The 11985-nt window shown below is 64.3% G+C and carries 11 protein-coding genes; all 11 read left to right on the top strand.

Annotated elements, in window-relative coordinates; translation table 11 throughout:
* The first annotated feature begins 40 nt into the window (after positions 1 to 40).
* The 11 genes from SM191_RS03605 to nuoN are packed head-to-tail and all read left to right on the top strand — an operon-like array spanning position 41 to position 11983.
* Positions 41 to 346, top strand: coding sequence for a nuclear transport factor 2 family protein (locus SM191_RS03605; RefSeq protein ID WP_341505070.1), 306 nt, complete (start codon positions 41 to 43; stop codon positions 344 to 346).
* Positions 346 to 1020: a complex I 24 kDa subunit family protein gene (locus SM191_RS03600; protein WP_306999764.1), complete on the top strand. Its 675-nt coding sequence runs from the start codon at positions 346 to 348 to the stop codon at positions 1018 to 1020. The genes SM191_RS03605 and SM191_RS03600 overlap by 1 nt, the downstream gene beginning before the upstream one ends.
* Positions 1020 to 2330 (top strand): NADH-quinone oxidoreductase subunit NuoF, encoded by a 1311-nt coding sequence (nuoF, locus tag SM191_RS03595; RefSeq protein WP_306999765.1) that lies wholly within the window; start codon positions 1020 to 1022, stop codon positions 2328 to 2330. Before SM191_RS03600 ends, nuoF begins: the two co-directional genes overlap by 1 nt.
* Positions 2330 to 4348, top strand: a complete 2019-nt coding sequence (nuoG, locus tag SM191_RS03590; protein WP_341505013.1) for an NADH-quinone oxidoreductase subunit NuoG — start codon at positions 2330 to 2332, stop codon at positions 4346 to 4348. The genes nuoF and nuoG overlap by 1 nt, the downstream gene beginning before the upstream one ends.
* Positions 4345 to 5400 carry an NADH-quinone oxidoreductase subunit NuoH gene (gene nuoH, locus SM191_RS03585; RefSeq protein ID WP_341505012.1) on the top strand — a complete coding sequence of 352 codons (1056 nt, stop codon included), beginning with the start codon at positions 4345 to 4347 and terminating at the stop codon, positions 5398 to 5400. Before nuoG ends, nuoH begins: the two co-directional genes overlap by 4 nt.
* A complete protein-coding gene (gene nuoI, locus SM191_RS03580; RefSeq protein WP_042483186.1) occupies positions 5397 to 5882 on the top strand; it encodes an NADH-quinone oxidoreductase subunit NuoI in 486 nt (161 codons plus the stop codon). The genes nuoH and nuoI overlap by 4 nt, the downstream gene beginning before the upstream one ends.
* Positions 5883 to 5931: 49 nt before the next feature.
* Positions 5932 to 6543, top strand: a complete 612-nt coding sequence (locus SM191_RS03575) for an NADH-quinone oxidoreductase subunit J (RefSeq protein ID WP_306999768.1) — start codon at positions 5932 to 5934, stop codon at positions 6541 to 6543.
* Complete coding sequence (nuoK, locus tag SM191_RS03570; protein WP_007404079.1) at positions 6540 to 6848, top strand: NADH-quinone oxidoreductase subunit NuoK; 309 nt, start codon at positions 6540 to 6542, stop codon at positions 6846 to 6848. Before SM191_RS03575 ends, nuoK begins: the two co-directional genes overlap by 4 nt.
* Positions 6848 to 8962: an NADH-quinone oxidoreductase subunit L gene (nuoL, locus tag SM191_RS03565; protein WP_341505069.1), complete on the top strand. Its 2115-nt coding sequence runs from the start codon at positions 6848 to 6850 to the stop codon at positions 8960 to 8962. The genes nuoK and nuoL overlap by 1 nt, the downstream gene beginning before the upstream one ends.
* A gap of 7 nt (positions 8963 to 8969) precedes the next feature.
* Positions 8970 to 10520: an NADH-quinone oxidoreductase subunit M gene (locus SM191_RS03560; protein WP_341505068.1), complete on the top strand. Its 1551-nt coding sequence runs from the start codon at positions 8970 to 8972 to the stop codon at positions 10518 to 10520.
* The gene (gene nuoN, locus SM191_RS03555) at positions 10520 to 11983 is read left to right on the top strand and encodes an NADH-quinone oxidoreductase subunit NuoN (protein ID WP_341505010.1); all 1464 of its coding nucleotides are present in this window, start codon (positions 10520 to 10522) and stop codon (positions 11981 to 11983) included. Before SM191_RS03560 ends, nuoN begins: the two co-directional genes overlap by 1 nt.
* Positions 11984 to 11985: the final 2 nt, after the last annotated feature.

Here is an 11985-nt window from a genome sequence, read left to right as displayed (position 1 = left end):
CGCGATCGCTTCTCCTGCGCGCATCGCGATCGCACGCCAGATGATCGCGCATTACAATGCGCAGGACGCCGACGCCTATGTCGCGCTGATGACCGAGGATGCTTGCGAAGCGGGTTATCGCGGGGCCGTGTTGCGCGAGGGGCGCGAGGGCGTTCGTTCGGGGCTGAAGGCCATGTTCGCGCAGTTCCCGCAGAACCGCGCCGAGATCGTGGCCGAACAGGCGTTCGGTGAGACCGTGCTGCTGCATGAAAAGGTCGAACGTGCGCCGGGAGGCGAGGCGTTCGAGGTCATGTCCATCTATTCCTTCGAGAACGACAAGGTGTCGCGCGTGGAGTTCATTCGCTAATGGCCGACGCAGCCATCATTCCCGACGAGGCCGAAGTCCGCGCCCGCTGGGGCAATTTCGCCTGGACGGACGAGAACCAGAAGAAGGCGAACGAGATCCTCGCGCGCTATCCCAAGGGTCGCGAGCAGTCCTGCTCGATCCCGTTCCTCGACCTGGCCCAGCGCCAGGTCGGTGCCGAGACGCAGACGCAAGGCTGGTTGCCCGTGCCGGTGATCGAGTTTGTGGCGCGCCAGCTGGGTGTCGCGTATATGCGCATCTATGAGGTCGCGACCTTCTATACGATGTTCAACCTGGCGCCCGTGGGCCGCTATCATGTGCAGGTGTGCGGCACGACGCCGTGCATGTTGCGCGGGTCGGACGATGTGCTGGCAGCGTGCAAAAACAAGGGGCTGATCAAGGGCAAGACCACGCCCGACGGCTTGTTCACGCTGACAGAGGTCGAGTGCATGGGCAATTGCGCTTCCGCGCCGATGGTCCAGATCAACGACGACAATTACGAAGACCTGGATTACGACCGCACGGTCACCATCCTGGAGGCGCTGGCCAAGGGTGAGAGCCCCAAGACCGGCACGCAGGAGCCGGGTCGCCACACGGTCGAGCCGCTGGGCGGTCCGACCACGCTGACCGCCATGGTCGGCGACAATCACGACTATCGCGGGGAGTGGGGCGCATAATGCTCGCTGACAAGGACCGCATTTTCACCAATCTCTACGGCTATCAGCCGTGGAACGTCGACGCGGCGATGAAGCGCGGCGATTGGGACAATACCAAGGCGCTGCTCGAACTGGGCCAGGACAAGATCATCGACGTCATCAAGGCGTCGGGTCTGCGCGGGCGCGGCGGTGCGGGCTTCCCGACCGGCATGAAGTGGAGCTTCATGCCCAAGGAACCGCGCCCCGACCGGCCGAGCTTCCTGGTCATCAACGCCGACGAGTCCGAGCCGGGCAGTTGCAAGGACCGCGAGATCATCCGCCACGATCCGCACAAGCTGATCGAGGGGGCGCTGGTCGCGGGCTTCGCGATGCGCGCGCGGGCGGCGTATATCTATATCCGCGGCGAATATATCCGTGAGGCGGAGACGCTGTTCGCGGCGGTGGCCGAGGCCTATGACCGGGGTTTCCTGGGCAAGAACGCCTGTGGCTCGGGTTATGACTTCGACGTCTTCGTCCATCGCGGCGCGGGTGCATACATCTGCGGCGAAGAAACCGCGATGATCGAAAGCCTGGAGGGCAAAAAGGGCCAGCCGCGCCTGAAGCCGCCTTTCCCGGCGGGTGCGGGCCTCTATGGCTGCCCGACCACGGTCAACAACGTCGAGTCGATCGCGGTCGCGCCGACGATCCTGCGGCGCGGGGCCGAGTGGTTCTCCTCCTTCGGACGCGAGAACAACAAGGGCACCAAGCTCTTCCAGATCTCCGGCCATGTCGATCGCCCCTGCGTGGTCGAGGAAAGCATGTCGATCACGTTCCGCGAACTGATCGAGCGGCATTGCGGCGGTATTCGCGGCGGCTGGGACAATCTGCTCGCGGTGATCCCGGGCGGTTCGTCGGTGCCGCTGGTGCCCGCCGCCCAGATCATGGATGCGCCGATGGATTTCGACGGCCTGAAGGCGGTCGGATCGGGCCTCGGCACGGCGGCCGTCATCGTCATGGACAAGTCGACCGACATCGTCCGCGCGATCAGCCGCCTGTCCTATTTCTACAAGCATGAAAGCTGCGGCCAGTGCACCCCGTGCCGTGAGGGTACCGGCTGGATGTGGCGCGTGATGGAGCGGATGCGCACCGGCGATGCCGATGTGGCCGAGATCGATACGCTGTTCCAGGTGACGAAGCAGGTCGAAGGCCACACCATCTGCGCGCTCGGCGACGCGGCGGCCTGGCCGATCCAGGGCCTGATCCGCCACTTCCGCCCGGAGATGGAACGCCGCATTCGCGAACGCAAAGGCGAGACGGGCGGCAACGCCCCGATGATGGAAGCTGCCGAATAATGCCTAAGGTCAAAGTCGACGGCGTCGAGATCGAGGTGCCGCAGGGCGCCACCGTGCTGCAGGCCTGCGAGCTTGCGGGTAAGGAAATCCCGCGCTTTTGCTATCATGAGCGGCTGTCCATCGCGGGCAATTGCCGCATGTGCCTGGTCGAGGTGAAGCCTGGGCCCCCCAAGCCGCAGGCGTCTTGCGCGCTTCCGGCGGCGGAGAATCAGGAAATCTTCACCACCACCCCGATGGTGAAGGCCGCGCGCGAAGGCGTGATGGAATTCCTGCTGATCAACCATCCGCTGGACTGCCCGATCTGCGATCAGGGCGGCGAGTGCGACCTACAGGACCAGTCCATGGCCTATGGCAAGGGCCATAGCCGCTATGACGAGAACAAGCGGGCCGTCACCGAGAAGTACATGGGTCCGATCGTCAAGACGGTCATGACCCGCTGCATCCAGTGCACCCGCTGCGTCCGCTTCGCCGAAGAGGTCGCGGGCGTGGAAGAGATCGGCGCGATCTATCGCGGCGAGAATATGCAGATCACCTCCTATCTCGAACAGGCGGTGTCGAGCGAGCTGTCGGGCAATGTCGTCGACCTGTGCCCGGTGGGCGCGCTGACGTCCAAGCCCTATGCGTTCGAGGCGCGTCCCTGGGAGTTGAAGAAGACGCTCGCCATCGACGTGATGGACGCGGTCGGCACCAACATCCGTCTCGACAGCCGGGGTCGTCAGGTGCTGCGCTGCGTGCCGCGCATCAACGACGAAGTGAACGAGGAGTGGGCGAGCGACAAGACGCGTCACGCGATCGACGGCCTGGTCCGTCGTCGCCTCGACCGTCCGTTCATCCGTCGCGACGGCAAGCTGGTGCCCGCGACCTGGGACGAGGCGTTCGCCGCGATCCGTGACGTGAACGCCGGTTCGAGCGTCGCCGCCATCGCGGGTGATCTGGTCGATTGCGAGACGATGTTCGCCGCCAAGGCGCTGCTGGCCAAGATGGGTTCGAGCCTGCTCGAAGGCCGTCAGACCGGCATGGATTACGACACGTCGAGCCTGGCCGCGGTCAACTTCAACACGACCATCGCGGGCGTCGAGCGCGCCGATGCGATCCTGCTGATCGGCACCAATCTGCGCTGGGAAGCGCCGCTGGTGAACACCCGCATCCGCAAGGCGATTAAGAAGGGTGCCAAGGTCTTCGCGATCGGCCCCGAAACCGACCTGACCTACAAGGTCGAGTGGCTGGGCGCCGACCTGTCGGTGCTGGGCAACCTGCCCGAGGCGGTGACCGAGTGGTTCGGCAAGGCCGCGCGTCCGATGGTGATCGTCGGTGGCGGTGCGCTGAAGGGTGCGCATGGCGCGAGCCTGAAGCTGGTCGACCAGTTCAATCTGGTGCGGACGCTGGAGGACGGTTCGGCGTGGAACGGCTATAATGTCGTTCACATGGCGGCTTCGCGCATGGGTGGGCTGATGCTCGGCTATGCGCAGAAGGGCGGCATTGCGGACGTGGTTGCGGCCGCGCCGAAGCTGGCCTTCTTCCTGGGTGCGGACGAGGTTGATTTCGCCAAGTTCGGCAGCAGCTTCAAGGTGTTCGTCGGCCATCATGGCGACAAGGGTGCGCATCACGCCGATGTCATCCTGCCGGGCGCGACCTATGCCGAGAAGTCGGGCACCTGGGTCAATCTGGAAGGCCGGGTGCAGCGCGGCGAGCGGGCGGTCTTCGCCCCCGGCGATGCGCGCGACGACTGGACGATCTTCCGCGCGCTGTCCGAAATGCTGGGCCAGACCCTGCCTTTCGACACGCTGGAGGCTCTGCGCGCCGCGATGGCCGCGGAGGTTCCGGCGCTGGGCCAGCTCGGCCTCGTGACTTTCGGCTGGGCCGCGCCGTCGCTGAGTGCGACCGCGACCGGTACGCTGGAGGGTTATCCGATCAAGGACTTCTACCTCACCAACGCGATCTGCCGCGCCAGCCCGACGATGCAGCGCTGCTCGGCTGAACTGGTCCATGGTGAGAGCTATGCGGAGGCAGCGGAGTGACCGCGTTTTTCAACACGACGCTCGGCCTTCCTTATGGCTGGGCCTGGGGAATCGCGACGCTGGTCGGGATTCTGGCGATCGCACTGCCGCTGATGCTGGCGGTGGCGATGGTCATCTATGTCGATCGCAAGATCTGGGCGGCGATGGCGCTGCGCCGGGGGCCGAACGTGGTCGGCCCCTTCGGCCTGCTCCAGTCCTTCGCTGACGGTCTGAAGGTCTTCCTTCAGGAGACCATCGTTCCGGCCGCCGCCAATCGCGGGCTGTTCCTGCTGGCACCTATCATCACCTTCACGGTTGCGCTGATCGTCTGGGCGGTGGTGCCGTTCCAGCCGGGCGTGGTCGTCGCCGACATCAATGTCGGCCTGCTCTATGTCCTCGCCGCCTCGTCGCTGGGCGTGTACGGCGTGATCCTGTCGGGCTGGGCGTCGAACTCGAAATATCCCTTCTACTCGGCGCTTCGTGCCGCCGCGCAAATGGTGTCCTATGAAGTCGCGATCGGCTTCATCCTGATCTCGGTCGTCATGTGGGCGGGCAGCTTCAACCTGACCGCGATCGTCGAGGCGCAGCGCAGCGTGCTGGGGATTCCGGTCAACGGCTTCTTCCTCAACCCGCTGCTCTTCCCGATGGCGGTGATGTTCTTCATCTCGGCCCTGGCCGAGACGCAGCGCGCGCCGTTCGATCTGACCGAAGCGGAGTCGGAACTCGTCGCGGGCTACCAGACCGAATATAGCTCGATGTCGTTCGCGCTGTTCTGGCTGGGTGAGTACGCCAACGTCATCCTGATGTGCGCGCTGAACGCCATCCTGTTCTGGGGCGGTTACCTGCCGCCGCTGGACTGGGCGCCGCTCTACGCCGTGCCGGGCATCGTCTGGCTGCTGCTGAAGATGTGCTTCTTCTTCTTCGTCTTTTCCTGGGTGAAGGCGACCGTGCCGCGCTATCGGTACGACCAGCTCATGCGGCTGGGCTGGAAGGTGTTCCTGCCGGTGTCGCTGTTCTGGGTATTTTTGGTGTCTGGCGTGCTGATGGTTGCGCGCGTGGGAGTTCCGGCATGAGCGTCGCTCAGTACGTCAAGGCTTTTACGCTGTGGGAGTTCGTGAAGGGGCACGCGCTGACCCTTCGCTACTTCTTCAAGCCGAAGGCGACGATCAATTATCCGTTCGAGAAGAACCCGATCTCTCCGCGCTTCCGGGGCGAGCACGCGCTGCGTCGCTATCCCAATGGCGAGGAGCGGTGCATCGCGTGCAAGCTGTGCGAGGCGATCTGCCCCGCCCAGGCGATCACGATCGAGGCGGAACCGCGCGACGACGGCAGCCGCCGCACGACGCGCTACGACATCGACATGACCAAGTGCATCTATTGCGGGCTGTGCCAGGAGGCTTGCCCCGTGGATGCCATTGTCGAGGGGCCGAACTTCGAATTTTCGACCGAGACCCGCGAAGAGCTGATCTACGACAAGTCGAAGTTGCTCGATAACGGTGACCGCTGGGAAAGCGCGATCGCGGCGAACCTTGCCGCCGATGCGCCGTACCGTTAAAGCCCGCGACCAACGGTTCGGGGCGGACAGAAAAGGGGCCTGACAGGCAGTGATACAGGCTATCGCCTTCTATATTTTCGCGACCGTGGTGATCGTGTCCGCAGGGCTCACGATCGCGTCGCGCAATCCGGTGCACTCGGTCATGTGGCTGATCCTGGCGTTCTTCAACGCTGCGGGCCTCATGGTGCTGTGCGGGGCCGAGTTCATCGCGATGCTGCTCGTCATCGTCTATGTGGGCGCGGTCGCGGTCTTGTTCCTCTTCGTCGTCATGATGCTCGATATCGAGGTCGCGGCGATGCGGGCGGGCTTTGCGCGCTACCTGCCGCTGGGTCTGGCGCTCGCCGTCGCCCTGCTGGCCGAGATCATCATCGCGTTCCAGGCGTGGAGCGTCGGCGGCGTGCAATTGGCCGCGCGTGCCGCGCCCATCGCGCCGGAGGTGTCCAACATCCAGGCGATCGGCAACCTGCTCTACACGCGCTATCTGTTCATCTTCGAGGGCGCAGGGTTGGTCCTGCTCGTCGCGATGATCGGCGCGATCGTGCTGACACATCGCAAGCGCGGTGGCGTCCGTCCGCAAAACATCGCCAAGCAGAATGCGCGTCAGCCGCATGAGGCGACCCGCAATATCAATCAGCCCATCGGGCAGGGGGTGGAACTGTGACGATCGGTCTCGTCCATTATCTGGTCGTCGCGGCGATCCTGTTCACCATGGGGGTGCTGGGTATCTTCCTCAACCGGAAGAACCTGATCGTCATCCTCATGGCGATCGAACTCATCCTGCTCGCCGTGAACCTGAACCTCGTCGCCTTCTCGGCCGCGCTTCAGGATCTGGTGGGGCAGGTCTTCGCCATGTTCGTGCTGACCGTGGCCGCCGGTGAATCGGCGATCGGTCTGGCAATCCTGGTCATCTATTTCCGTGGCCGCGGCACCATCGCGGTCGACGACGTCAACCGGATGAAGGGGTAATCGGGTTGATCCTCGCTATCGTCTTCCTGCCGTTGCTGGCCGCCGCCATTGCGGGGTTCGGCAACAAGGCCATCGGGAACGTGCCCGCCAAGGTCGTCACGACCGGCGCGCTGTTCATTTCCTGTGCGCTGTCCTGGCCGATCTTCATCGGCTATCTGAGCGGTGCCGATGTCGCGACCGTCACGCCGGTGCTCCACTGGATCACCAGCGGCGACATGTCGGTCGACTGGTCGCTGCGCGTGGACTCGCTGACCGCGATCATGCTGGTGGTCATCACCAGCGTCTCGGCGCTGGTCCATCTCTATAGCTGGGGCTATATGAGCGAGGAGCCGGATCAGCCGCGCTTCTTCGCCTATCTCTGCCTCTTCACCTTCGCGATGCTGATGCTCGTGACGGCGGACAATCTGGTCCAGATGTTCTTCGGCTGGGAAGGCGTGGGTCTTGCGTCCTATCTGCTGATCGGCTTCTGGTTCCGCAAGCCGTCGGCCAATGCGGCCGCGATCAAGGCGTTCGTCGTCAACCGCGTCGGCGATCTAGGCTTCATGCTGGGCATCTTCGGAACCTTCCTGGTGTTCGGCACCGTCTCGATCCCCGCGATCTTGGCCGCCGCACCCGGCATGGCGGGCTCGACCATCGGTTTCCTCGGATACCGGTTCGACACGATGACCGTGCTCTGCCTGCTGCTGTTCGTCGGTGCGATGGGCAAGTCGGCGCAGCTCGGCCTCCACACCTGGCTGCCGGACGCGATGGAAGGCCCGACCCCGGTGTCGGCGCTGATCCACGCGGCGACCATGGTGACGGCGGGCGTGTTCATGGTGTGCCGCCTGTCGCCGATGTTCGAAACCTCGCCGACCGCGCTCGGTGTCATCACCGTGATCGGCGCCTGCACCTGCTTCTTCGCGGCGACCGTCGGCACGGTGCAGACCGACATCAAGCGGGTCATCGCCTATTCGACCTGTTCGCAGCTCGGCTATATGTTCTTTGCCGCAGGCGTCGGCGCGTATGGCGCGGCGATGTTCCACCTGTTCACCCACGCCTTCTTCAAGGCGCTGCTGTTCCTGGGTGCGGGCTCGGTAATCCATGCGATGCACCATGAACAGGACATGCGCTATTATGGCGGCCTGCGTCGTCACATCCCGGTGACCTTCTGGGCGATGATGATGGGCACGCTGGCGATCACCGGCGTCGGTATCCCGGCTCTGTTCGGCAATCCGATGGCGTTCGGTTTCGCGGGCTTCCACTCAAAGGACGCGATCATCGAAGTCGCCTATGCGGGTGGTTCGGGCTTCGCCTTCTGGGCGGGCGTTATCGCGGCGCTGCTGACCAGCTTCTATTCGTGGCGTCTGATGTTCCTGACCTTCTGGGGCAAGCCGCGCTGGACCGGGTCGGAGCATATCCAGCACGCGGTCCATGACGCGCATGGTCACGGCCATGACGATCATGCGCACGGCCACGCTCATGATGCGCATCACAATGACGCGCATTCGGAGGATGCCGGTCACGAGCCGCATACGCACGACGCGGGTCACACCGACGTGCCGGAAGGTACCGGCGGCTATCATCCGCATGAGAGCCCGCTGGTCATGCTGATCCCGCTGATCGTCCTGTCGATCGGTGCGATCGCGGCGGGCTTCGTCTTCCATGGCTGGTTCATCGAGCCGGAAGCGGGCGAGAGCTATTGGAAGGGCGCGATCGCCTTCAACGAGCATCTGATGCACTCGATGCATGGCGTGCCGGTGTGGGTGAAGCTGTCGGCGACGGTGGTGATGCTGCTCGGTCTGCTGACCGCGTATCTGACCTATATCCGTGCACCGGAGTTCCCGGCCAAGTTCGCGGACCAGTTCCGCATCCTGTACCGCTTCCTCCTCAACAAATGGTATTTCGACGAGATCTACCATTTCCTCTTCGTGCGCCCCGCCTTCGCGATCGGCCGGTTGCTGTGGCACCGCGGCGACGAGAAGACGATCGACCGCTTCGGCCCCAACGGTGTCGCTTGGCTCGTCCAGCTCGGCAGCAAGGGTGCGGCGCGCTTCCAGACGGGATACCTCTACAGCTATGCCTTCGTCATGTTGATCGGCCTGACCGCGGCCGTCACCTGGGCCATTTTGGGTTGATCGCGTGATGCAGGGCTTCCCGATCCTCTCCGTCATGCTGGCGGTCCCGGCCATTGCCGCGATTGCCTGCCTCTTCCTCAACGCGAACGGCGCGCGGATGCTGGCGCTGGCCGCCACGCTGGTCGACTTCGCCCTGGGCATCCTGCTCTGGACGCAGTTCGATGTGGGCGGCGCGCAGTGGCAGTTCGTCGAACATGCCCCCGGCATCTTCGGCCCGTTCGGCTGGTCGCTCGGCATCGACGGCTTCGCGCTGCTGCTGATCATGCTCAGCGTGTTCCTGATGCCGATCTGCATCGGCGCAAGCTGGCGTTCGATCGACAAGCGGGTGCCCGAATATATGGGCCTGTTCCTGTTCACCGAGGTGCTGATGATCGGCACCTTCGCGGCGCAGGATCTGTTCCTCTTCTACGTCTTCTTCGAAGCCGGCCTGATTCCGATGTACCTCATCATCGGCATCTGGGGCGGAGCGAACCGCATCTACGCGTCGTACAAGTTCTTCCTGTACACGCTGCTCGGCTCGCTGCTGATGTTCGTCGCGATGCTCTATATGGCGCGCACGGCGGGTACGACGTCGATCCCGGCGCTGCTGGCCTATGACTTCCCGACCTCGGTCCAGACCTGGTTGTGGATCGCCTTCTTCGCCTCGTTCGCGGTCAAGATGCCGATGTGGCCGGTCCACACCTGGCTTCCCGACGCGCACGTTCAGGCCCCGACGGCGGGTTCGGTCATCCTGGCGGGCGTGTTGCTGAAGCTGGGCGGTTATGGCTTCCTGCGCTTCCTGCTGCCGATGTTCCCGGAGGCGAGCGGACAGCTTACCTGGCTGATCTTCGCGTTGTCGGCGGTGGCGGTCATCTATGCCTCGCTGGTCGCGCTGGTGCAGTCCGACATGAAGAAGCTGATCGCCTATTCGTCGGTCGCGCACATGGCGATCGTGACCATCGGCCTCTATGCCTTCAACCAGCAGGGCATCGAAGGCGCGATGATCATGATGCTCAGCCACGGGCTGGTGTCGGGGGCGCTCTTCCTGTGCGTCGGCGTCATCTATGACCGGCTGCACACCCGCGAGATCGCGCGCTACGGCGGGCTGTCGATCAACATGCCGAAATATGCCGTGCTGTTCCTGTTCTTCACCATGGCGTCGATCGGTCTGCCGGGCACCAGCGGCTTCGTCGCCGAGTTCCTGTCGCTGATGGGCACCTATCAGGTGTCGACCTGGACGGCGTTGCTTTGCACCACCGGTATCATCCTGGGTGCGGCCTATATGCTCTATCTCTATCGGCGGGTCGCTTATGGCGAGATCAAGTCGGACGAGGTCGCGGCGATGCCCGACCTGTCGCACCGCGAACTGTGGTTGCTCGCTCCGATCGCGGCGGTGACGCTGTGGATGGGCGTGTATCCCGAGAGCTTCCTCGCGCCGATGCGCAAGGACGTGACGATCCTGCTCCAGCGGATCGACCGGGCGAACCCCGGTTCGGACAGCCGTCCCACCGCAGGCAACCCCGCGCTGGCCACCACCCATGCCCCTGAGCACCAAGCTGCGCACGGGGAGGCGCACTGATGAGCTATTCGTTCAATCTTCTGATGGTCCTGCCCGAGTTGGTGCTGACCCTCGGCGCGATCGCGCTGATGCTCGTCGCCGCCTGGGGCGGGACCGCCTCGACGCGGGGTATCTCGATCGCGGCGGTGTTCGTGCTGGCGGGGGCGATGGTTTCGCTCGCCGGTCCTTCGACCACGGGCGGGCTCGCCTTTGGTGGCCTGTATCGCGCGGACGCCTTTGCGGGTTTCGCCAAGGTGCTGATCTATCTGGCGACCGCGGTGGCGATCGTCATGGCGCCAGGCTTCTTCGCCAAGACGGCGGGTGAGGATTTGCGGCCCGAATATCCCATCCTCATGCTGCTCTCGGCCGTGGGCATGGGCATGATGGTGTCGGCGGGCGATCTGCTGACGCTCTATGTCGGCCTCGAACTCCAGAGCCTGTCGGCCTATGTGCTGGCCAGCTTCATGCGCCGTGACAGTCGTTCGGCGGAAGCGGGTCTGAAGTATTTCGTCCTCGGCGCGCTGGCCTCGGGTATCCTGCTTTACGGCATCTCGCTGGTGTACGGCTTTTCGGGGTCGACCGATTTCGCTCAGATCGCGACCGCCTATGGCCGTGATGCCGCGATGGGCACGCGCTCGCTGGGCCTGATGTTCGGCCTGGTGTTCGTGTTCGCAGGTCTGGCGTTCAAGATGTCGGCGGTGCCGTTCCACATGTGGACCCCGGACGTCTATGAAGGCGCGCCGACCCCGGTGACGGCCTTCTTCGCCTCGGCCCCCAAGGTCGCCGCCATGGCGCTGGCGATCCGCGTGGCCGTGGAGGCCATGGGGTCGGCGGTGCAGCAGTGGCAGCAGATCGTGACCTTCGCAGCGCTGGCGTCTATCATCCTGGGTGCCGTGGCGGCCATCGGGCAGACCAACATCAAGCGACTGCTGGCCTATTCGTCGATCAACAATGTCGGTTTCGCGCTGATCGGTCTGGCGGCGGGCACGGCGCAGGGCGTCGCGGCGGTGCTGACCTATCTGACCATCTATGTCATCATGACGCTGGGTGCGTTCCTGATCGTCATCCGGATGCGCGACGAGAACGGCAATCCGCTGGAGTCGATCGCCAGCCTGTCGGGCCTGTCACGGACCCGTCCGGCACTGGCCTGGGCGATGGCGTTCTTCATGTTCTCGGTCGCGGGCATTCCGCCGCTGCTCGGCTTCTACGCCAAGTTCGCGGTGTTCAATGCGGCGGTCGCGGCGGGGCTGTTCCCGCTGGCGGTGATCGGTGTCGTCGCCTCGGTGATCGGCGCTTATTATTATCTGCGCATCATCAAGACGATGTTCTTCGATGAGCCGGCGGGTGCCTGGGACAACGGCGATGCGCAGCCGGTCGAGAACGGTCTGATCGCGCTGTCGGCGCTGTTCGTTTCGCCGGTCGGTTATCTGGCGATCCCGCTGCTCGGCGCATGGTCGCTGGCGGCGGCACGGGCGCTGTTCTGAGC

This window comes from Sphingomonas sp. 2378 (assembly GCF_038084995.1).
Lineage (GTDB): Bacteria > Pseudomonadota > Alphaproteobacteria > Sphingomonadales > Sphingomonadaceae > Sphingomonas.
The sequence above is the reverse complement of the archived record's forward strand: the minus strand, read 5'-3'. Positions and strand labels throughout refer to the sequence as shown.